Origin of the sequence: Sutcliffiella sp. NC1 (genome assembly GCF_027594365.1) — a bacterium.
GTDB classification, from domain to species: domain Bacteria; phylum Bacillota; class Bacilli; order Bacillales; family Bacillaceae_I; genus Sutcliffiella; species Sutcliffiella cohnii.
On sequence record NZ_CP115153.1, the window covers coordinates 2845949 to 2868913 of the forward strand.

Annotated in this window: 18 protein-coding genes; 1 reads left to right on the top strand and 17 read right to left on the bottom strand. The window is 35.2% G+C overall.

The features are described 5' to 3' along the window. Nucleotides 1–2: 2 nt before the first annotated feature. Entirely contained in the window at nt 3–1247 is a 1245-nt protein-coding gene (gene hflX, locus O1A01_RS14900) for a GTPase HflX (RefSeq protein WP_270066419.1), read from the bottom strand. A 262-nt stretch (nt 1248–1509) separates the two neighbouring features. Here hflX and O1A01_RS14905 point away from each other — a divergent pair, with 262 nt between their 5' ends. Beyond that, on the top strand, nt 1510–2121 hold the full coding sequence (locus tag O1A01_RS14905; RefSeq protein ID WP_066416543.1) for a trimeric intracellular cation channel family protein: 612 nt from the start codon (nt 1510–1512) through the stop codon (nt 2119–2121). 128 nt (nt 2122–2249) lie between these two features. On the opposite strand, the gene spoVK is transcribed toward O1A01_RS14905, so the two are convergent. From spoVK to O1A01_RS14985, 16 genes are all read right to left on the bottom strand, one after another. Then, nucleotides 2250–3179, bottom strand: coding sequence for a stage V sporulation protein K (gene spoVK / locus O1A01_RS14910; RefSeq protein WP_235858135.1), 930 nt, complete (start codon nt 3177–3179; stop codon nt 2250–2252). Between the two features lie 257 nt (nt 3180–3436). Further along, nucleotides 3437–3661, bottom strand: a complete 225-nt coding sequence (gene hfq, locus O1A01_RS14915; protein WP_066416541.1) for an RNA chaperone Hfq — start codon at nt 3659–3661, stop codon at nt 3437–3439. Between the two features lie 14 nt (nt 3662–3675). Next, entirely contained in the window at nt 3676–4635 is a 960-nt protein-coding gene (gene miaA / locus O1A01_RS14920) for a tRNA (adenosine(37)-N6)-dimethylallyltransferase MiaA (protein ID WP_270066420.1), read from the bottom strand. A gap of 246 nt (nt 4636–4881) precedes the next feature. Continuing rightward, a complete protein-coding gene (gene mutL, locus O1A01_RS14925) occupies nt 4882–6762 on the bottom strand; it encodes a DNA mismatch repair endonuclease MutL (protein WP_270064438.1) in 1881 nt (626 codons plus the stop codon). A 12-nt stretch (nt 6763–6774) separates the two neighbouring features. Further along, nucleotides 6775–9375: a DNA mismatch repair protein MutS gene (gene mutS, locus O1A01_RS14930; protein WP_270064439.1), complete on the bottom strand. Its 2601-nt coding sequence runs from the start codon at nt 9373–9375 to the stop codon at nt 6775–6777. A gap of 154 nt (nt 9376–9529) precedes the next feature. Then, a complete protein-coding gene (locus tag O1A01_RS14935) occupies nt 9530–10069 on the bottom strand; it encodes an outer spore coat protein CotE (protein ID WP_066416530.1) in 540 nt (179 codons plus the stop codon). A gap of 285 nt (nt 10070–10354) precedes the next feature. Then, nucleotides 10355–10786 carry a YlbF/YmcA family competence regulator gene (locus tag O1A01_RS14940; RefSeq protein ID WP_066416528.1) on the bottom strand — a complete coding sequence of 144 codons (432 nt, stop codon included), beginning with the start codon at nt 10784–10786 and terminating at the stop codon, nt 10355–10357. Nucleotide 10787: 1 nt separating this feature from the next. Next, nucleotides 10788–12326 (bottom strand): tRNA (N6-isopentenyl adenosine(37)-C2)-methylthiotransferase MiaB, encoded by a 1539-nt coding sequence (gene miaB, locus O1A01_RS14945; protein WP_066416526.1) that lies wholly within the window; start codon nt 12324–12326, stop codon nt 10788–10790. A 251-nt stretch (nt 12327–12577) separates the two neighbouring features. Next, nucleotides 12578–13444, bottom strand: coding sequence for a 2-oxoacid:ferredoxin oxidoreductase subunit beta (locus tag O1A01_RS14950; RefSeq protein WP_066416524.1), 867 nt, complete (start codon nt 13442–13444; stop codon nt 12578–12580). Next, nucleotides 13445–15178 carry a 2-oxoacid:acceptor oxidoreductase subunit alpha gene (locus O1A01_RS14955; RefSeq protein ID WP_066416521.1) on the bottom strand — a complete coding sequence of 578 codons (1734 nt, stop codon included), beginning with the start codon at nt 15176–15178 and terminating at the stop codon, nt 13445–13447. It lies immediately after the preceding gene. Between the two features lie 260 nt (nt 15179–15438). Continuing rightward, the gene (locus O1A01_RS14960) at nt 15439–16368 is read right to left on the bottom strand and encodes a dipeptidase (protein ID WP_270064440.1); all 930 of its coding nucleotides are present in this window, start codon (nt 16366–16368) and stop codon (nt 15439–15441) included. A 413-nt stretch (nt 16369–16781) separates the two neighbouring features. Then, the gene (spoVS, locus tag O1A01_RS14965; protein WP_003211281.1) at nt 16782–17042 is read right to left on the bottom strand and encodes a stage V sporulation protein SpoVS; all 261 of its coding nucleotides are present in this window, start codon (nt 17040–17042) and stop codon (nt 16782–16784) included. Between the two features lie 145 nt (nt 17043–17187). Beyond that, entirely contained in the window at nt 17188–17982 is a 795-nt protein-coding gene (locus O1A01_RS14970; RefSeq protein ID WP_066416602.1) for a TIGR00282 family metallophosphoesterase, read from the bottom strand. A 498-nt stretch (nt 17983–18480) separates the two neighbouring features. Next, nucleotides 18481–20043 (bottom strand): ribonuclease Y, encoded by a 1563-nt coding sequence (gene rny, locus O1A01_RS14975; protein WP_066419642.1) that lies wholly within the window; start codon nt 20041–20043, stop codon nt 18481–18483. A gap of 363 nt (nt 20044–20406) precedes the next feature. Next, nucleotides 20407–21447, bottom strand: coding sequence for a recombinase RecA (recA, locus tag O1A01_RS14980; protein ID WP_066419640.1), 1041 nt, complete (start codon nt 21445–21447; stop codon nt 20407–20409). A gap of 230 nt (nt 21448–21677) precedes the next feature. Continuing rightward, complete coding sequence (locus O1A01_RS14985; RefSeq protein ID WP_270064441.1) at nt 21678–22931, bottom strand: competence/damage-inducible protein A; 1254 nt, start codon at nt 22929–22931, stop codon at nt 21678–21680. Nucleotides 22932–22965 lie beyond the last annotated feature (34 nt).

The following is a 22965-nucleotide window of genomic DNA, read 5'->3' on the forward strand; positions in this document are numbered from 1 at the left end:
TTCTATAGTTTTTCTATTGTCTCTGAAAGTCGAGAATCCTTAAAATAGAACCCTTTACATTCATAAGCTTCTTTTTCTTCATTAAACGTCGTTTTTTCAAGTATCGTTTCTTTTTTTAGTTCTGCTAATAACTTCCCTGAGTCAGATGGTAAAGAAATATTATATGGTTCCATTTTCTGTTTCATTACTTCTTCAATCTTCCTAACTAACAGGAGTTGATCTTCTTTATTTAGAGCACTAATTACTATACTCTCTTCATTAGTAGAAGGAATAAATGAATCCGGCATTCTATCCTTTTTATTATAAACAGTTAACGATGGTACATCCTTAACGCCAAGCTCATTTAATAAGGAATGTACTGTTTTTTGATGATTCATATAATCCGGGTCCGAACTATCTACAACATGTAGAATAAAATCAGCTTCCACCACTTCCTCTAATGTCGAGCGAAACGCAGCCACTAATGAAGTAGGTAAATCTTGTATAAACCCTACTGTATCGGTAAGTAATGCTTGATATCCATTGGAGAGTGTTAACTGTCTAGTCGTCGGATCCAGTGTAGCAAATAAAAGGTTTTCTTCAAATGTATTGGCTTCTGTCAATCGATTAAAAATGGTGGACTTACCAGCATTCGTATAACCAACGAGCGCAATTTGGTACACTTGATTCCTTTTTCGTCTTTCGCGGTATTGTCCACGATGCTTTACGATATTTTGCAATTGCCTTTTAATATCATCAATTCTTCTATTAATGTGACGGCGATCCGATTCTAATTTGGTTTCACCAGGTCCTCTCGTACCGATCCCACCACCTAGTCGTGATAGTTCAATCCCTTTTCCACCTAACCTTGGTAGTAAATATTGCAATTGGGCGAGTTCAACTTGTAGCTTCCCTTCCTTAGAACGTGCTCTTTGTGCGAAAATGTCTAATATAAGTTGAGTTCGATCAATAACACGAGCATTCAACATAGAAGATAAATTTCGGTTTTGACTTGGAGAAAGCTCATCGTTGACGATTATCACGTCAAACTCTAACTCTTCTTCCAATGTAATTAATTCTTCTACTTTCCCTTTCCCTATGTAAGTGGCGGAGTGTACTTTATCTCGCTTCTGTGTTACTACCATGACAACTTCACCATTTGCAGTCTTCGTCAAGGAAGAGAGTTCCTCCATAGAATATTGAAAATGCTCATCATCTATATATGGTAACTGACAACCGAGTAATAAAACTCTTTCTTTATCATTAATATGTATATCGTTCAATCGGTAAACTCCTTTACTTTTACGTTTTTAGTCAATACGTACATCATATCAAAAAAAGTAAATAAAGTACTACTTTCTTCATATCATTTTTTCCATTTACCAAACTTTTTATTGAAGATTCATTTTATAAACTGAAGTATAACATTAATACATTAAAGTGCTAAAAATGTATTGATTTATTTGATAAACCACTATAAAATCAGTTATGTTTATATTTTTTATTGAATGATTAAACGGAGTGGTTATTTTGACATGGGAAGTATTTAATGTTATTGGTACGATTGCATTTGCGATAAGTGGGGCAATTGTAGCAATGGAAGAAGAGTACGATATATTAGGTGTATATATATTAGGAATCGTAACAGCGTTCGGTGGCGGAGTAGTTCGTAATTTGTTAATAGGAGTCCCTGTTTCTGCAATATGGGAGCAAGGTGTATTATTCCAACTTGCTTTATTTGTCATGACAGCAGTGTTCCTTTTCCCTAATAATGTATTAAAACATTGGACAAAATGGGGTAACTTTACAGATGCTATCGGATTAGCAGCATTCGCTATTCAAGGGGCATTGTATGCCACTAATATGAACCATCCACTAAGCGCGGTAATTGTTGCGGCAGTACTTACTGGTAGTGGTGGAGGAATTATTAGAGATGTTTTAGCCGGAAGAAAACCACTCGTACTAAGATCTGAAATCTATGCAGCATGGGCTATACTTGCTGGGCTGGCAATAGGGCTTGGAATTGCAAAGTCACCTATACAGTTATACGTCCTGTTTGCAATCATCGTTACATTTAGAGTGTTGTCATACACATATAAATGGAGATTACCAAATCGAACACTTAAAGCACGTAGCTATTAATAGATCAAACTATTTTGTTATTATTCTATTATTCTATATGTCGTAAACAAAAAACTATCCATTATAGATGTTGGATAGTTTTTATGTTCAGTTAATTCATTTCAACCGATTAACGCTCTTTTGCTTACTTAACTATTTATTACAATATCCTTACTCTCGAGCGTGATTAAGTCTTCTCTGCGAAATATATCTTCTTTTAATAACCTCATCGCTTGGGACCTAATTGATTTTTCGATAATATTTCTAACATACCGACCATTACTAAATGCAGAAGGAAATAGGGTTGTTTTTAGTTGGATTAAATGATTTCTTAATTTCCATTCCGCTTCTTTACTCAATGTATATTCTCTTTCCTTTAGCATACGAATTGTTATTTCCATTAATTCGTCTACTGTATAATCAGGAAAATCAATTATTATCGGAAACCTTGAAACTAAGCCTGGATTAGTTCGTAAAAATTCTTCCATCTCATTTTTATACCCAGCTAAAATTAAAATAAATTCATGCTGTTTGTCTTCCATATGTTTTACCATCGTATCAATTGCTTCTTTACCAAAGTCTTTTTCTCCACCTCGGGCTAGTGAGTATGCCTCGTCAACAAACAAAATACCACCAAGTGCTTTTTTTATTAAATCTCTCGTTTTTTGAGCGGTATGACCGATATATTCTCCAACAAGGTCCGCTCTTTCTGCTTCAATCAAATGCCCTTTTGATAAGACGTTCATATCTACAAATAGTTTACCAATTAATCGAGCAACAGTTGTTTTGCCTGTCCCTGGGTTTCCTTTAAACATCATATGCAAAACTTGCTTCTCCGCTTTCAAACCTTGTTCTTCTCTTTTTTTATTTACGTAGATCCACGCATAAATTTCTTGCACGATTTTTTTCATTTCTGATAAGCCTACTAGTGTACCTAACTCTTTTTCAATATCTAATAACACCTTATGTTGAGAGCTTGGTTCTTTTCTTTCTACAATAGGAGGATTTACGTGTTTTACTTTTAAATGCTTTTTTTGTCCATTTAAAACTATATTTATCTTTCCGTTCTCTGTTCTCATTGACGGATCCAACAGTGTTCACCTCGCACTGATGATATCATTTAAAGGAAGTTAAATGTCATAACTTCTGAATTTTCGCGCAATTAACGGACATTTCTACAATATTTGCTCACACTTGTCATATTATGCGCTTTCCCAAGAAATATTGGAAATAATACTTTGGTCATTTTAATGATTCACCTATTTCACATATATATGATGATGGAGCTTGTATATATGAACAAACTAAATAAAAAAACCAGCGAAGTCGCTGGTTTTTATTCCATATCAAACTGAACATTTTTTTGTGGGGAAAAAGTTGAAATAGCATGTTTATAAATAAGTTGTTGCTTACCTTCCGTTTCCAGTAAAACTGTGAAATTATCAAATCCTTTAACTAGCCCACGTAACTGAAAGCCATTTAATAAAAATACGGTAACGTTAGTTCCATCTTTCCGTAATTGATTTAAAAATTGATCCTGAATGTTAATAGATTGTTTCATATCTTTGTCCTCCTCTAATCTCTATAATGCTTTATATTCGCTTCAAGTTGCAGCTTTCCTGCCACAAATGTCAAAATTTCCGATAATTTTTCATCTACACTATGTTCCGTCATATCAAACCACGTTACTTCCATTTTATTTCTAAACCATGTTAATTGTCGTTTAGCATAGCGACGTGAATTTTGTTTTAATTGTTGAATAGCTTCCTCAAAAGAGATATTCCCATCAAGGTAGGAATATAATTCTTTATAGCCAATCGCTTGGATTGATTGACAATCGTTAATACCTATATTATATAAACCCTTTACTTCTTGTAGTAAGCCTTCTTCTAGCATTATATCGACACGCATATTAATCCGTTCATACAATTTATCTCTATCCATTGTCAAACCAATTAATGCGACATCATACAATAATTTCTCTTCACGCTCATTAGTAGCTTCAGTAAATTTTATTCCTGTACTCTCGTATACTTCTAACGCTCTAATAACCCGCCTCACATTGTTAGGGTGTATTAGTTCGGCACTCTTTGGATCCACTTCTTTGAGTTTTTGATATAAGTAGTCATTCCCAAGTTGTTGAACCTCACGTTCTAATTTTATTCTTATTTGTTCATTTTGGCCCTTCTCGGAAAACTGATAATCATAAAGTACTGATTGTATGTAGAGGCCTGTACCACCTACAATGATAGGCATTTTACCTCTTTTGTGTATTTTAGATATTAACTCTCTAACACTTTTTTGAAATTGGGCTACAGAGTATGACTCATCAGGCTCGATAATATCAATTAAATGATGTGTTATGCCATCTTTCTCTTCCTCTTTTATTTTTGCGGTACCGATGTCCATTCCTTTATAAATTTGCATCGAATCTCCACTAATTATTTCACCATTTAAGATTTTTGCTAGTTCTACACTAAGTTTTGTTTTACCTACAGCGGTTGGTCCTATAATAACAATTACCTTTTCTCCCATTCCCATATATCACTCTTTTCTCTCTTTAAACATACGTCATTAATAATGGTAAAACAAAAAGTGCATAATTAGTTGTAACAAGAACTTATTATTCCCATAATTACATACTTTTATAGCACTTTTATTAATATATATTTTACTTGATTTATTATTTTTTTCAAAATAGGTTGTCTTATTTATTATCTTTTTCTTTTAGCTCATTTTATTAATCTTCTATTTCGATATTTATGTGTGAATAAAGTCATATTACATTACACGTTTAAACATTTTTTCTAATTCATACGTACTATAATGTATAATAATTGGTCTACCATGCGGGCAAGTAAAAGGATCCTTTACTTTTCTTAATGTTTCTAGCAAGGAAAATATTTCATCTTCCCTTAAATGATGGTTTGCTTTAATTGCCGCTTTACAGCTCATCATAATTGCTGCTTCTTCTCTAAGTTTTGCCACATTAATTTTTTTTGTTTTTAAGATTTGTTCCATCATATCTTCAATTATTTCTTTTTCCTCACCCTTTGGAAACCAAACAGGATGTGATCGAATAATAAATGTTTGATGACCAAAAGACTCTAAGAAAACACCACATTCGGAAAATAAGTGTAGATTATCTTCTAGAAACATATATTCTTCAGGCGAACACTCAATCGTTATCGGTACTAATAAATGTTGTACAGAACGGTCAACATCACCTAATTTATCATAGAAGTATTCATAATTAATACGTTCTTGAGCTGCGTGCTGGTCAATTAAATATAGCCCTTTTTCATTTTGAGCAATAATATAAGTCCCGTGCATTTGCCCAATTGGATACATCGTCGGTACTCTACTTAAACGTTCCTCTTCTTGAACATAAGCAGGAAGTCTATCATCGGAAAATGTTTCAACTTCTATTTCGTTTATAATATCCGTTTCTTCATTTGTTGTCCATTTTATCTCTTCTTTAATCGTGCTATCACTATGAAACTGTGAAGGTTGATCATAGTCTGGCAAAAAGTTCTCGTTACCATCTTCTTTAATTTGTGATGTTAAATGGATTTCCTTCTTTACTGCTGGTGCTGCATCAAAATTAAAGGAATGTTGCTCTGTTTCGCTTTTTACAGTACTAAAAGATTTAGAAGGAGTTACAGTTGGAATTAGCTCTTTTGATTGAAATGTTCGTTTAATACCTTCAACAACAAGTTCGTAAAGTTCATCCTCTTTACTTATTCTCACTTCTAGTTTTGCAGGATGTACATTCACATCCACTAATAATGGATCCATTTCAATTTGTAAAAACACAATTGGGTGACGACCAATCGGAAGTAACGTATGATAACCAGCTTGTATTGCACGATTTAGGACGAAATTTTTCACAAAACGACCATTAATAATAGTAGATATATAATTTTTAGACGCTCTCGTTATTTCAGGAAGCGCTAAAAAACCAGTAACTTTAAAATCTAGTGATGATATGTCGATCGGAATCATTTTTTTCGCAATAGACATTCCATAAATGGAAGCTAATACATGCAATGTTTGTCCATTTCCGTTCGTGGAGAATATTTTTTTCCCATTATGTGACAAACGAAATGCAATTTCCGGATGAGCCAACGCCAACCTGTACACGATATCTGTAATATTACCGAGCTCTGTATTTATTGTTTTCATATACTTTAAACGAGCAGGTGTATTGTAAAATAAGTGAGATACTGTAATATCTGTACCTTTACGAGCATTAGAAGGCTCGGTAAGTTCAACTATACCGCCTTTTAATTTCACATAAGTTCCAGCTTCTTCACCAGTGCTCGTCGTTAGCTCAAATATTGAAACAGAAGCAATACTTGGCAATGCTTCTCCACGGAATCCTAGTGTTCTAATACGAAAAAGATCATTTTCATCTTTTATTTTACTAGTAGCATGACGATAAAATGCTTTAGCAACATCGTCCTCTTCCATTCCATCTCCATTATCTAATATGCGAATCTTCGTTAGTCCAGCTTCTTCTAATTCAATTTGAATAATGGTTGAATTTGCATCAATTGCATTTTCTACTAGTTCCTTTACAACAGAGGCCGGACGTTCGACTACTTCTCCAGCTGCTATTTTATTTGATAACTGTTCGTTGAGCTGGATGATTTTCCCCACTACTTTTCCCTCCTACTTTTTTAGCACCTTATGCAATTCGTATAGTTGATTTAGTGCTTGCATAGGTGTCATGTCTAATATATCTATATTTTTTATTGTTTGAATAATTTCTTGCTCTTTTTTCGCGATAGTTGGTGTACTTGTTTTAGACTTACTATCATTCATTTCAAAAAAGGATAGTTGGCTATCATCTTCAAAAACTTTCGTTCCCTCTTGTATTTTTGGACTTTTCTCGCTACTTGGCGTTTCCAATGCTTTTAATATTTCCGCAGCTCTAACAATTACTTCTTTTGGTAAGTTAGCTAATTCCGCTACATGAATACCGTAACTTTTATCAGCAGGCCCTTCTTTCATCTTATGAAGGAATACTACTTTTCCATTTTTCTCTACGACACTCACATGAATATTGAGCAGCTTCCCTAAAGCAGTTTCTAGTGACGTTAACTCATGGTAGTGGGTCGAAAATAACGTTTTTGCCCCTATTTTATTGTGTATATATTCGATTAAAGATTGCGCTAACGCCATTCCATCATACGTAGATGTACCTCGGCCAATTTCATCAAATAAAATTAAACTATTTTGCGTTGCATGAACAATCGCATTGCGCGCCTCCAACATTTCTACCATGAACGTACTTTGTCCAGATATTAAATCGTCCGCTGCTCCAATCCTCGTGAAAATTTGGTCGAAAATAGGTAACACTGCTGATTTCGCAGGTACAAAGCAACCTATTTGTGCCAAAATAGCTGTTAAAGCAATTTGACGCATAAACGTACTTTTACCAGACATATTCGGTCCAGTAATAAGTAATATTTCTCGTTCGTTGTTCATGAAACAATCGTTCGGAACATATTCGTTCGAATTTAATACTTTTTCAACGACTGGATGTCTGCCGTCCGTTATCGCTAAAACTCTTTCCGGGCTAAACTGAGGACGAACATATTGACGCTCTTCACTTATTGTCGCAAAACATTGCAGTACATCTAATTCACTAACTGCTTTTGCTAGAAGCTGTACTCTCGGAATAAATGTTTTTACTTTTTCTCTTAAACTTACAAATAAATCATATTCCAGCTGAATTATTTTTTCTTCTGCTTCTAAAATTAATGTTTCTTTTTCCTTCAGTTCTTCTGTTATATACCGTTCAGCATTCGCTAATGTCTGTTTTCGTTCATATCTGCCTTCTTCTAATAAGTGAATGTTAGCTCTAGTGACCTCAATGTAGTAACCAAAAATTCGGTTGTATCCGATTTTTAATGATTTAATGCCAGTAACTTCTCGTTCTCTTTTCTCTAACTCTGCTATCCAAGTTTTCCCGTTTCTTCTAGCATCACGGTATCGGTCTAAATCCTCATTATACCCATCTTTAATAATGTTTCCTTCTTTAACTGAGATAGAAGGTTGTTCTAGTAAACTATTTTGCAGGAGATTGGCTAAATCTTCACAATCATCCATCTTTTGAAGGAGCTCGTCCATATTAGCCGGTAGTTCCGTTAACTTTTCTTTCAAAATTGGTATTTGTTGAAGAGATTTTCTTAATTGAACTAAATCTCTACCATTCACGTTACCAAAAGCCACTCTTCCAGCTAGCCTTTCTAAATCGTAAACTTGTTTTAATAGTTCTCTAATTTCTTCTCTAGCAAAAAATTGTTCTATTAGTACCTCAACCATTTCCTGGCGGTACGTAATTACTTTTAAGTCTATAAGTGGTCGGTCAATCCATTGTTTTAATAACCTTCCACCCATTGCTGTAACCGTTTGGTCTAACAACCATAATAACGATCCTTTTTTACCTTTCGAACGAATTGTTTCTGTAAGTTCTAAGTTACGCTTAGAATATAAATCCATTTTCATAAACTCGTCTATTTGAAAAAATTGAGCTGGTTGTAAATGATCCAAACTTCTTTTTTGCGTTTTTACTAAATAATGAAGAAGTCTATTTACTGTAACTTTTAGTTTTTCTTGTTCTAGTACTTCTGTAATAGGAAGCATATTGTTTAAAGGTTCACAGTTTTCCTCATAAGAAATAGTTAAAGACATTCGTTCCTGTAAAGGTAGTAAAGATTCTGTATTAAAATTTGGTGCAACAACTATTTCTTTCCCACCGATTGAATAAACCTCATTCGATAATTGATTCATACCACCCGTTAATACTGTTACATAAATTTCACCAGTTGATAAATCTGCATAAGTAAAACCAAGTGTATTATCTTCAAACTGTGTTGTAGACAATAAAAAGTTATTTTGCTTATCCGTTAGTCCTTTTCCATCCATAACAGTACCAGGAGTAATAAGCTGAACTACTTCTCTCTTTACTACTCCTTTCGCCTGTTTAGGATCTTCTACTTGTTCACAAATTGCTACTTTATATCCTTTTTCAATTAATTGTTCAATATAGTTAGGTGCAGAATGATAAGGAACCCCACACATCGGAATTTTCTCATCTCCGCCACCTTCTCTACTTGTTAACGTAATTTCCAATTCTTGAGATGCTTTTATAGCATCTTCAAAGAACATTTCATAAAAATCACCAAGTCGAAAAAATAAAAAGGCATCTTCATAGTCTGCCTTTACCTTTAAGTATTGTTGAATCATTGGCGTATAAGCTGCCATCGTAAACCCCCAACTAATAATAAATATTCGTTCTGTTATTCTAATCAATTATAACATATTTCGACGAATTACTTAAATAGTCATGTACTTCCTGAACAATATCGCATCCTTAACAAAAGAAAAAAACTAGGAAGTAATCTCCCTAGCTTTTTGACTATTCTTCATACCCATCCACAATAAAGTCTGGATTTAATTCTTCAAATTCTTCATCGTCAACATCCCAATCAGTTTCTTCTGATAAAGCGTCTGGATGAACTTCTACACATACTTTTGTTTCACCTATTACTTCTGCTAAAAATTCTCTCTCTACTTGTACTGTTACGCTATCACCGTTATCAGCAATACTAGCCTCTAAGCAATTTGGCTGTTGTAAAACACGAGCGACTACTTCAATTTCATCACCTAAACTGTTTTCATCTCTGTATTTAAGCTTCACAACATCAGTGTAAGAAACTGTCTCTGTCACTACTTCTGTCTTTGTATTGTCGCTATGAGAGAACCACGTATTAATGTCGTATGTTCCTTTCACTTCGACTGCGTCTCCTACCTTTTTTGCATTATATTTATGGTTGATAACCCAACAACCTAAAATGCTAGTAGGACGATGTGCAGGTTTAATCGTATGTGTAGACTGCGTAAACTTTCTACCTTTACCTGTGACAGCTTTCGTAATTATTTCTCTGTAGTCAGCCATTCGAGTATGCACCCTCCTCAATACAATGTTCATTTCATCCTATGCGGGTTAAATGACTATTGTGCTTTTAAATTCCCGTATACTCAAAATAAAATCATTTCAGAAATACGTATACTTCATTGTATGCAGCTATAATAGAAAATGTGCCTATTTTTTCAAGCTATGTAAGAAGGTGCGAACCTTTACTTTTCATCAAGGCCATTTAATGAGGAAAGAAAGGTGATTTTAAAACAGTTTAAAAAATAAAAAAGGCGAAAGGAATGGATTCCTCTCACCTTTAAAATATTAATTACAGCTACTTCCTGAACTATTACGAACGAATGATCCTGTTTCTCCACGGAGGACATCTCCACCAGTTGTTTTTATGATCTCATCCGTTACCGTTTTTGTAATGGTAGACGCAACTAATTGCAATAAATCATTAACTTCCTTTTGAGACTCTTTGAAATCTTGAACAATTGGAATCTCGTCAATTTCTTGTAATAAGTTGTCTAATTTTGCTTCCGTTTTTTCTAAAGCTGATTCTTTCCCATAATGTTGAAAGTTTACAGCTTGTTTTTGTAAACTTTTCACACTAGCAATCATTTCTTTTACTTTTTGATTTTCATTAATTTTTTCTTCCGCTTTTGTAAAAAATTCAACTTCTTCTGTTTCTGAAATCATTGTTGCTAATTCTCTTGCCTTTGTAATTATTTCTTGTTTTGTATATTTCGCCATTTTATTTCACCTCAACTGGTTGTTCAACCATTTCCCCATTTAATGTCCATGTTTTTGCTTCTGTAATTTTCACAGATACTATTTGCCCAATAGCAGATTTAGGTGCTCTGAAGTTTACTAATTTACTCTTTTCTGTATAGCCTGAAAGTACTTCGGGATTTTTCTTACTTTCTCCTTCTACAAGCACATTAACAATTTTACCTTCATATTCTTTAAGTTTTTTAGCTGAAATCTCATTAACGATAGCGTTTAACCTTTGTAGACGCTCTTTTTTCACTTCCATTGGTACATTATCTTTCATTTTAGCAGCTGGTGTACCTTCACGTGGTGAATAAATAAACGTATAAGCAGAATCAAATTCAACTTCACGATATAAGGAAAGTGTTTCTTCGAACTGTTCCTCCGTCTCGTTAGGGAACCCTACAATAATATCAGTAGTTAGAGAAGCGTTCGGCATCGCTTCCTTAATCTTACGAACAAGTTCTAAATATTGCTCACGACTATATTTACGAGCCATTATTTTCAATATTTCTGAACTACCTGATTGTACTGGTAAATGGATGTGATCTAATAAGTTACCGCCTTTACCTAACACTTCTATTAAGTGATCGTCAAAATCTCTTGGGTGACTAGTCGTGAAACGGATTCTAGGAATATCAATTTTACGAATTTCGTCCATAAGGTCGCCTAAACCGTATTTTCTGTCTTCAAAGTCTTTACCATAAGCATTAACGTTTTGGCCAAGAAGAGTAATTTCTTTATAACCTTGTGCAGCTAAATGGCGTACTTCCTGAATAATATCTTCTGGACGTCTACTACGCTCTTTTCCGCGTGTATAAGGAACAATACAATACGTACAGAATTTATCACACCCGTACATAATATTGACCCAAGCTTTAATATTACCTTTACGTACTTTAGGGAGATTCTCAATGACATCCCCTTCTTTAGACCATACTTCTACGACCATTTCTTTAGACATATAAGCTTCATTTAAAATATTAGGAAGACGATGAATATTATGTGTACCGAAAATCATATCAACTTGTTGGTAGGTTTTAAGAATTTTATTTACAACTGATTCCTCTTGCGACATACAACCACAAACACCTATCAAAAGATCTGGCTTTTCACTTTTCAAATGTTTTAAATGACCAAGCTCACCGAACACCTTATTTTCAGCATTTTCACGGATTGCACAAGTATTTAGTAGAATGACGTCAGCGTCTTCCACACCGTCTGTTGGTTCATAACCTAATTCTAGAAAAATACCAGCCATCACTTCCGTATCATGCTCGTTCATTTGGCAACCATAAGTTCTAATATAAAACTTCTTGCCTTGTCCTAAGCCATGAAATTCTTGAGATATACTAAAATCTTTATGGTACTTTACTTCTTCTTTTCCACGTTTTTTTGCATCTTTCAAAGAAGGAGCGACATAAACACTTTCAAAAAATTTACTATAGTCCTTTTCGGATTTTTTGTCCGATGGATTTTTTGTTGCAATTTGTTGCGATTCTAACCTTTGTTTCTCGTTCATTTTGAAACTCCTTTCCTTATAACCAAACAAACACTACATTATCATAGTATATAATTTTATCCTAAACTAAACAACCGTAAAAGGATAGTTGTAAAAATATGTCCATATAATGAGTTTCACTAATAAAACATCGACATTACTATAATCATTGGAAGCTAGTTTTGGTAGTGAATGTGCAGAGCTTTTGTAAAATCACGATAGTAAAAGTTGAAAAACCCATCTTACTATTTAGGTAAGATGGGTTATCGTTGTTACATGAATTCTTTAACTAGTTTATTAAATTGTTCTTCTGTTAATTCAATGTTTGATGTTGCTAATGGAGTTTCACTATACCCATGAACAAGATCTTGATAAGATTTTTGTTCCGTATTTTGATAGATTAATCCAGTAACTAATCCGTTATGTTCCATTAACGTTTGCATTGCCTTAACTTTGTTATGCGGGTCATAACCTTCAATATCATTTAACTTTGTTAAGTTTTCTTTAAACCAGTCATACGTGTTTACTTTGTTATATGTTACACATGGACTGAAAACGTTAATTAAAGAGAAACCTTTATGTTGAATTCCTTTTTCAATTAGCGCTGTTAAATCTTTTAAATCTGTAGAGAAACTTTGTGCAACAAATGTAGCACCAGCTGTTAGAGCCATTTCCATTACAGATAAGGAAGATTCAATTGAACCTTGTGGTGTAGATTTTGTTTTAAAACCTACATCACTACGAGGAGATGTTTGACCTTTCGTTAAACCGTAAATTTGGTTATCCATTACGATATAAGTTACGTCAATATTACGACGAATGGCATGGATAGTATGACCTAGTCCAATTGCAAACCCATCTCCGTCACCACCAGATGCAATAACAGTTAAATCTTTATTAGCCATTTTTACACCTTGAGCGATTGGTAGTGAACGTCCATGAATACCATGGAATCCGTATGAATTAATATATCCAGAAATACGTCCTGAACAACCAATACCAGAAATTACTGCTAATTCTTCTGGAACAAGACCAACATTTGCTGCTGCACGTTGGATAGCTGCTTGTACGGAGAAGTCTCCGCAACCAGGACACCAGTTAGGTTTTACACTATTACGAAAATCTTTAAATGTTGCCATTTATAACAGCTCCTTGCACTTCGCGTGAATTTCTTTCGGTAAGAATGGATCTCCATCATACTTCAAGATGCTACTTATTTTCTCAGCATGTCCAACATTCATCTTTAGAATGCTTGTTAATTGCCCTGTAGCGTTGTATTCCACAACAAACACTTTTTTCGCTGCTTTCACATATGGAAGCAATTCTTCCGTCGGGAATGGATGGATTAAACGAACTTGAGCATGGTTTACTTTCACACCGTCATTTTCCAATCTTCCCATTGCTTCTTCGATTGTTCCTCTAGTAGAGTTAAATCCTACTATTAAAACATCTGGTTCTTCATGAGGTGCATGTACATGGATAGGATTATTGAACTTAATGTTGTTTAACTTACGTAAACGTTTATCCATTTGTGCTTGACGATTTCCAGCAACCTCTGAAGGTTTACCTGTTTCATCATGCTCAACACCAGTAACGTGATGGATTCCATTTTTCATACCTGGAATAACACGCGGAGAAACTCCATCTTCTGTTACTTCATATCGTTTAAAATATGCTTTATTTTCAGCTTCTGGTAACTCTTCTGTTACTAACTTACCACGTCTTATTTCTACATTATTATAATCTAATGGTTCTACTGTTTGTTTACCTAATGATAATTGCAGATCTGTTAGTAAAATAACCGGGCATTGATATTCTTCTGCAATGTTAAACGCTTCTACTGTATCAAGAAAAGCTTCTTGGACTGTACTTGGTGCAATAACTACTTTAGGAATTTCACCGTGAGTACCGTAAATCATTGCCATTAAATCAGATTGTTCTATTTTAGTAGGTAATCCTGTACTTGGACCACCACGTTGAGTATCAACTACTACTAGAGGAGTTTCTGTCATTCCAGAAAGACCGATAGCCTCCATCATTAATGATAAACCAGGTCCAGCAGATGCAGTTAAAGCACGAACACCAGCATAGTTTGCACCGATTGCCATCGTACAAGCTGCAATCTCATCTTCTGTCTGAATAACAGTTCCACCAAAATCAGGTAATTTCTTGATTAAGTATTCCATAATTTCAGAAGCTGGTGTGATTGGGTAAGCAGGCATAAAGCGAGATCCTGCCGCTACAGCACCTAGTGCAATCGCATCGTTTCCAATCATAAACAAACGTTGTTTTCCATCAGCTTTTTCTAATTTCATTAAAGGAACATCTTCTGATTGAGACTTAACATACTGTTCCCCAGCTTTAATCGCTTCCATATTCTTTTCTACAATTTGTTCCCCTTTACGTCCGAAAATTTCCTGAACTACTACACGGAAAGATTCGATATCAAGGTCTAAAATTGCAGCAGAAGCACCAACAGCAACCATGTTCTTCATTAAAGAAGTTCCTAATTCAGATGCAATTTCTGTAAATGGAACCGCATACAAAGTCGCTTTTCCGTCTTCAGGAATTGTTGGTTTAAACTTTGCATCAGCAAGGACTACCCCACCTTGACGTAATTCATGATAGTTTACATCAATTGTCTCTTGGTCAAAGGCTACTAATATATCAAGATCGTCTGAAATAGAACGAACTTGTGTTGTACTTACACGAATTTTATTATTCGTATGACCACCTTTAATACGTGAAGAGAAATGGCGATAACCATATAAGTAGTATCCTAGTCTGTTTAGCGCGATGGAAAATATCTCACCAGTACTTTCGATACCTTCCCCTTGTTGCCCTCCAACTTTCCATGAAAGTTGATTGATCATGTGACTTACACCCCTTTAAAAATACATTCAAAATTATTTTAAAATGATTCATCAATAGTGTAGCACTTTTCCAATTAAATAACTATAAATTACGCTTAATAATTCAAAAAATTAAGTTTGTATTGAATATTGGATATGTACTAAACGCTTTCATTTTAGACCTATTCTTTTAAAAATACAATACTTTGTATGAATTTCTTTGAAAAAATTAGAAATTTTTTTAGAAAAGTATGAAAGCGCTCCCTGTTTACTGTATTTTTCTAGTTTCCTGGGAATTTTCTAACGAAATTGTCAAATAAAAACTTTTGAACTTGTGTATCAGTATAATAATTTAATAGAATATTAATTAAATTCTCATATTCTGAAAAGGTACTTAATCCTTGAACAGTTTCTGTGATGCCATCAAAGTCAGAGCCAAACCCAACATTATTTTCTCCTCCTAGTGCACATACATGATCAATATGCTTTATAATATCAAATACAGTTGCATTTCCATTTTCTACTAAAAAGGGCGGAACAAATGTTATACCGATAACCCCGTCTTTTTCTATTAACATCTTTATTTGTTCGTTCGTTAAATTCCTCGGATGATTACAAATTTCTTTTACGTTTGAATGTGAGGCAATAACGTGATTACCTAATTCCATTACTTCCCAGAAACCTATTTCTGAAAGGTGAGAAACATCTGTCCATATGTTATGTTTATTGTTTTCTAACACTACTTCTCTTCCGAAGTTCGTTAGCCCAGCACCTCTTCTTTCTAGAACGCCGTCAGCTACTTCATTAGCAAAGTTCCATGTAAGACCTATCGAACTAACTCCAAGGCGGTACAATGCCCTTAAACGCTCTATACTAGAACCTATTGATTCACACCCTTCCAGCGTGAGAATAGCTCCTATTTCCTCATCTTTTAAATGATTGATATCTTCTTTCGTTCGTATTAGTTTTAAGTTTGGAGTTTTGTTTATTATTTTTTCATAGAAAATATCAATCATTTGAATTGCAACTTCAAACGCATGAATTTTTACGTTTTCTGGTACGTAAATAGCGAAACATTGTATTTTTGATCCGCTAGATTTTAATTGTTGTGAAGTTATGTGCAATTGAGGACTGTTATGAAATGAAATAGTTGGGTCTAACCACATTTTATAAAGTACATCACTATGTGCATCAAAAATTTTTGTGTTCATTGTATCTCTCCTAAATAATAATAATCCTACTTCGAAAATAGGTTAGCGGTTTGAAGTTTGTCCGTTTCACTTCGCTACGGGAACTTGCTTTCCGCGGGCGTGGCTTGAGCCTCCTCCTACGCTTCGCTCTCGAAGAGGTCTCAAGGCTCACGCGTCTCCCGCAGGAGTCAAGTTCCCTCCGCTGCGTTCCACTCACGGTTATCGTTATTAACGATAGTCATAGCCTATTTTCATATTCATACTGTGGTGGTGCAAATTTTTGGCTTGCATCTACTTTGAAAATACACTGCCGTTAGAGTTTGTCGGTTCACTTGGTTGACTCGTTTGCTTTCGCGGTACCGTCTTTTAGGCAGTATTACATCTGGGCATAAAATCAGCCTGTTTGCATGACGCAAACAGGCTACGTAAAGATTTTATCTCGGTTCCACAATGAGTTTTATAGCAGTCCGTTCTTCCCCATCAATTAATATGTCTGTAAAGGCGGGGATGCAAATTAAATCTACTCCACTTGGCGCTACAAATCCTCTTGCAATTGCAACTGCTTTTACCGCTTGGTTTAGTGCACCTGCACCAATTGCCTGAATTTCTGCAGCACCTCTTTCTCTTAATACACCTGCAAGAGCTCCTGCTACAGAGTTAGGGTTGGACTTGGCTGAAACCTTTAATATCTCCATTTCTAGTTCCTCCTTACATTACAGTATCCGTGACTTATTGTAGAGTACAATTACTGAAAATAATTTCATTGATACTATATTCAGAGATTTAGAAATGTATTCCTGCTTGTATATGTTTAATTTTTATAATTTTCGAATAACTGTGCTATTCAAAGAAAATATGGTCATCATTAATGATGATTGGATTAATAGATTTCGCCTTTCCATCTTTCTTATCCAGTTCTATAATGACGCCATTCAATTGTGTTCTTCCTTTTGACACTTCAAATCTAACAGGTAAGGCGGTTAAAAATCTTTTTAGTACTACTTCACGGTCCATGCCTAATATTCCGTCATAAGGACCTGTCATGCCTACATCCGTAATATATGCGGTACCGTCAGGCAAAATGCGATTGTCATTTGTTTGTACATGTGTATGTGTACCTACTACTGCGCTTACTCTGCCGTCTAAATACCAACCTATAGCTTGTTTTTCACTTGTAGCCTCACCGTGAAAATCAACAAAAATATAAGGGGTTCTTTTTTTCGCTTCTTTTACTAGTTCATCCGCTTTTAAAAATGGACAATCAATCGGAGGAAGAAAAGCTCTACCTTGGAGGTTAATGATCGCAATTTCCTTACTACCAAAAGGTACATATACAATCCCTTTTCCAGGGTTTCCTTCTGGAAAGTTAGCGGGTCTTATTAAATATTTCGCATCATCTATAAAATCAAATATTTCTCGATTATCCCATGAATGATTACCTAAAGTGATAACTTGCGCACCGGCTTCTAAAAAACCTTGATAAATCTTTTCCGTTATTCCTTTTCCACCAGCAGCATTTTCTCCATTCACAATTGTTACATCTGGTTTATATTTATTTCTTAATTTAGGTACGTACTCTTTCACCATGTCTCTTCCTGGCGAACCAACTACATCCCCAATAAACAATATTTTCATATAGATCAATGTCCTTCCTTCTATGTAATGCTTTGTTTTTTATAGTTTGGCATACAATAAAGTAATTATCAAATAGAAATGCAGAGGCGCATCGCTCTGACCCGTACAAACTGGACTAGTCCGGTAGGAGATAAAGGAAACACAACGAGCTGTAAAGCGAGTTGATGTTGACTTATCGTACGGACGGACTGGGAAGTTTGATAGGGTCAATGCGCCGGAGCTAGACAAAGAAAAGCGGAGGCGGCTCGCTCTGGCCCGACAAGCATAAGACAGGCGCTGCAGGTGGGCGCTCTTTGCCCACCGGAAGTGACTGGCTTATGACTCGAGGGCCAATGCGCCGGAGCTAGACAAAGAAAAGCGGAGACGTATCGCTCCGACGAACTGAATTGGTCGGGTAGAAGTTTAACCGAACAACATCTCATTAGAAGTTATCCTCCACATTTACGTATTATCTTTTCCTAAGCGCAGAAAAAAATAAAGTGGCGGAAATCCACCACTTTATTTTGCGTATTCTACAGCTCTCGTTTCACGAATAACTGTTACTTTTATGTGACCTGGATAATCTAGTTCTTCTTCGATGCGTTTACGAATATCTCTCGCAAGTCGATGAGCTTCTAAATCATCAATCGAATCTGGTTTCACCATGATGCGAACTTCACGTCCAGCTTGTATTGCAAATGATTTTTCTACACCTTCATAAGACTCGGAAATCTCTTCTAATTTCTCTAATCTACGAATGTAATTTTCTAACGTCTCACTACGAGCACCTGGTCTTGCTGCTGATAGTGCATCAGCCGCTGCCACTAATACCGCAATAATAGACGTAGGTTCAGAATCACCATGATGGGAAGCAATACTGTTAATTACAACTGGATGTTCTTTATACTTTGTAGCAAGTTCAACACCTATTTCAACGTGACTTCCTTCTACTTCATGATCAATAGCTTTACCGATATCATGTAGTAAACCAGCACGACGAGCAAGCGTTTCATCTTCACCGAGTTCCGCTGCCATTAAACCAGATAAGAATGCAACTTCCATCGAATGTTTTAACACGTTTTGACCGTAGCTTGTACGGAATTTCAACCTACCAAGTATTTTGATTAAATCAGGATGTAAGCCGTGAACACCAACTTCAAATGTTGTTTGCTCCCCAGCCTCCCTAATAAACTCATCTACTTCACGACGTGATTTTTCAACCATTTCTTCGATACGGGCAGGATGGATTCTTCCATCTTGTACTAGCTTATCTAAAGCCATACGAGCAGTTTCTCGACGAATTGGGTCAAATCCAGAAAGAATAACAGCTTCAGGAGTATCATCAATAATTAAATCAATTCCTGTTAGTGTTTCAAGTGTACGGATGTTTCGACCTTCACGACCAATAATTCGGCCTTTCATCTCATCGTTAGGCAAGTTTACAACGGAAACCGTTGTTTCTGCCACATGGTCAGCAGCACATCGTTGGATAGCTAAAGATAGAACCTCTTTTGCCTTTTTATCCGCTTCTTCTTTTGCCCTATTTTCACTTTCTTTTACCATTAGGGCAATATCATGAGAAAGCTCATTTTCAACCCGATCGATAATGATTGCTCTTGCTTCATCACGAGTTAAAGCCGAAATGCGTTCTAGCTCAGATTGCTGTTTGCGCACCATCTCTTCCACTTTGCTTTCTAATTCTTCAATATGCTGTTGTCTCTCGTTTAGAGAATCTTCACGTTTTTCAAGGGTTTCTTCTCGCTTGTCTAACGTTTCATCTTTACGATCGAGATTCTCTTCTTTTTGCATTAAACGATTTTCTTGTTTTTGTAGTTCGTTTCTACGTTCACGAATATCTTGTTCTGCATCCGTGCGAAGTTTGTGAATTTCATCCTTTGCTTCGAGTAACGCTTCTTTTTTCAACGACTCAGCTTCCCTATTTGCCTCTTCGACAATTTGTTCCGCTGCATTTTTCGCTCCTAAAATTCGTTGTTCAGCAATGGTTTTACGAACATAAAAGCCAACAACTGCACCGACGACTAGACCAAGCAAAGCGGAGATGATAGGTATTAATGCTTCCATAATGCCACCTCCTCTTGCTATGAAATTGTTTCTTGCTAGATTTCATTTGTCGGCATGTACATTGTTTCATCTTTCAATATACTGCTCTAAGGCTTTTAGCTTTTTATAGCTCTTTTATTCTAACAAAATGTAAAATATACATTTTAATTGTAAATGTGTAAATTTTCATTGTCAAGCCTGTCCTCATACAGAAATTACTAAAATACGTCATAATTACAGAAAACATGCCAGCTTTTGAAAAATATTTTGTATTAATTTTATTTTTATGTTTAATATAATGGAAAACATTGTAATAAAGACAACTTTTATGTCTTATCAATAACAGAAAAGGACACCTACTTATAGATGTCCTGATTACTTAACTTATAAAGTAAATTCTTCTTGATCTTCTTCAGTATCTGCAGGTACTACTACGTCTTTATCTAAAGCAAAATGGTCACGCAATTTTTTCGATACTTCTTCCATAATGTGTTTGTTTTCCTTTAGAAACTGTTTCGCATTTTCACGACCTTGACCGATTCGATCTTCGTTATAAGAATACCAAGAACCGCTCTTCTGAATAATATCTAATTCAGATGCCATATCGATAAGCTCGCCTTCTTTTGAAATACCTTCTCCGTACATAATATCCACTTCAGCCGTTTTAAATGGTGGAGCTATTTTATTCTTCACTACTTTAATCTTCGTTTTATTACCTACTGCGTCGCCGCCTTGTTTTAATTGTTCAGCACGTCGTACTTCTAAACGTACAGATGAATAAAACTTTAAGGCACGTCCACCAGGAGTTGTTTCTGGGTTTCCAAACATAACTCCTACTTTTTCACGAATTTGGTTAATGAAAATAGCAATAGTTTTCGATTTATTAATAGAACCAGATAATTTACGTAGAGCTTGGGACATTAAGCGGGCTTGAAGACCGATGTGGGAGTCTCCCATTTCACCTTCAATTTCCGCTTTTGGAACTAGAGCTGCAACGGAGTCAACTACTAGAATATCAACAGCACCACTACGAACTAACGCTTCCGCTATTTCTAGAGCTTGTTCTCCAGTATCAGGCTGAGATAACAGTAATTCATCAATGTTTACACCTAACTTTTGTGCATAATCAGGATCTAACGCATGCTCTGCATCAATAAACGCTGCTTGTCCACCATTCATTTGAACTTCCGCAATAGCATGAAGAGCAACAGTCGTTTTACCAGATGATTCTGGTCCGTATATTTCAATTATTCTTCCTTTAGGATAACCACCAGCACCTAAAGCAATATCAAGAGCTAAAGATCCACTTGGGGATGTTGAAATTTTACGATCTGTTTGCTCCCCCAACTTCATAATAGATCCTTTACCAAATTGTTTTTCTATTTGTTTTAACGCCATATCTAAGGCAGCTTTACGATCACTCACGAAATTTCCTCCTTTTTCTCTATCAAACTATTAATACTATACCTTTTTTTTCTGTTTTTAGCAACTAAAAAACGAACGTTTATTCGCTTTTATTTTTTGAAATTGTTATCAAAAATACTTTTTTCTATTCCAAAATTTTAAATTTGAGCTTATAAAAATTATTTTCGGCATTCAATTTTTTAATTTTGCATTAGTTAAACGATAAAATGCTTGAAACGATTTTAAACCGCTCAAGCATTTCTATGCATTAATTCTTTTAATAAATAAAAACAACCGTATTTTACTGTTCGTATCCGAATACCTTCCCTAGTACTAGGAATATTCAACTGTTTAACAATCGTTTTACCATCTGGCAAAGACATTCCGATAAATACCGTTCCGACTGGTTTCCCTTCTAAATCGCTTGGTCCAGCTACTCCAGTAAAGCTTATTCCGATATCCGTATTCATTAATGATTTAATTCCGTTTGCTAATGAGCTAGCGCACTGTTCACTTACTGCTCCATATTCTGATAAAACATTGCTTGATACACCTAATACTTTTTCTTTTACTTCATTTGTGTAACAAACAACAGCCCCATCAAATATGGAAGATGCACCAGAAAATTGTGTTATTTCTTCTCCAAACATTCCTCCAGTTAAACTTTCAGCACTACTAATAGAAACATTTAACTGTTTTAGCTTTTGAAATAATACAGAAAAGATGGTGTCGTCATTATATCCGTAGTGAAATTCTCCAACTATAGATAAAATATCTTTTTCCGTATTATTTAATAGCTCATTCGCTTTATCGATTGATTGATGTTTCGCTGTAATCCTAAGTGTTACTTCATGATCTCCAGCAAGTGGTGCTATCGTTGGATTAGTTTGAGAATCAATTAACGATTCAATTTCAGTTTCTAATTGGGATTCCCCTATTCCGAAAAAACGTAATACTCTCGAAATAATATGTTCACTAACATCCACTTTCGAAGCTAATGATAGTTTTCCATATGATAGAAACATCGGTTGCAATTCTTTGGGCGGTCCAGGTAATAGCATATAAGTATAACCAGCCTCTTCCACAACCATTCCTGGTGCCATTCCGTAATCATTTGGAAGCACGTGAGAACCTTCGAGGACCAGTGCTTGCTTTTTATTATTTTCCGTCATTACTCTTTTTGTTTTTTGAAAATATTCTTTAATTGAAAACAAAGCTTCCTCATCCATCACTAGTTTTTTTCCTAGAATTGATGCGATTGTTTCTTTCGTTAAATCATCTTTAGTAGGACCTAAACCACCAGTAAATATGATTAGATTTGACCTTTTTTTAGCAATTTCAATCGCATGCTTTAATCGGTCTGCATTATCTCCTACGACCGTATGAAAATATACGTTAATACCAAGCTGAGCTAGTTCTTTTGAAAGGAATTGTGCGTTTGTATTACATATTTGACCTAATAACAATTCTGAACCTACTGCGATAATTTCAGCATTTTTGTTCATACAGACCCTACCCCTTCTAAGTTATACAACCTTA

Coding starts and splice junctions, on each gene's coding strand:
- O1A01_RS14940 (WP_066416528.1), bottom strand. CDS start 10,786: ATGGCGAAATATACAAAACAAGAAATAATTACAAAGGCAAGAGAATTA.
- O1A01_RS14950 (WP_066416524.1), bottom strand. CDS start 13,444: ATGGCAACATTTAAAGATTTTCGTAATAGTGTAAAACCTAACTGGTGT.
- O1A01_RS14935 (WP_066416530.1), bottom strand. CDS start 10,069: ATGGCTGACTACAGAGAAATAATTACGAAAGCTGTCACAGGTAAAGGT.
- O1A01_RS14960 (WP_270064440.1), bottom strand. CDS start 16,368: ATGAACACAAAAATTTTTGATGCACATAGTGATGTACTTTATAAAATG.
- O1A01_RS14985 (WP_270064441.1), bottom strand. CDS start 22,931: ATGAACAAAAATGCTGAAATTATCGCAGTAGGTTCAGAATTGTTATTA.
- miaA (WP_270066420.1), bottom strand. CDS start 4,635: ATGGGAGAAAAGGTAATTGTTATTATAGGACCAACCGCTGTAGGTAAA.
- spoVK (WP_235858135.1), bottom strand. CDS start 3,179: ATGAGAACAGAGAACGGAAAGATAAATATAGTTTTAAATGGACAAAAA.
- O1A01_RS14955 (WP_066416521.1), bottom strand. CDS start 15,178: ATGATCAATCAACTTTCATGGAAAGTTGGAGGGCAACAAGGGGAAGGT.
- miaB (WP_066416526.1), bottom strand. CDS start 12,326: ATGAACGAGAAACAAAGGTTAGAATCGCAACAAATTGCAACAAAAAAT.
- spoVS (WP_003211281.1), bottom strand. CDS start 17,042: ATGGAGATATTAAAGGTTTCAGCCAAGTCCAACCCTAACTCTGTAGCA.
- mutS (WP_270064439.1), bottom strand. CDS start 9,375: ATGGCAGCTTATACGCCAATGATTCAACAATACTTAAAGGTAAAGGCA.
- O1A01_RS14970 (WP_066416602.1), bottom strand. CDS start 17,982: ATGAAAATATTGTTTATTGGGGATGTAGTTGGTTCGCCAGGAAGAGAC.
- rny (WP_066419642.1), bottom strand. CDS start 20,043: ATGGAAGCATTAATACCTATCATCTCCGCTTTGCTTGGTCTAGTCGTC.
- hfq (WP_066416541.1), bottom strand. CDS start 3,661: ATGAAACAATCTATTAACATTCAGGATCAATTTTTAAATCAATTACGG.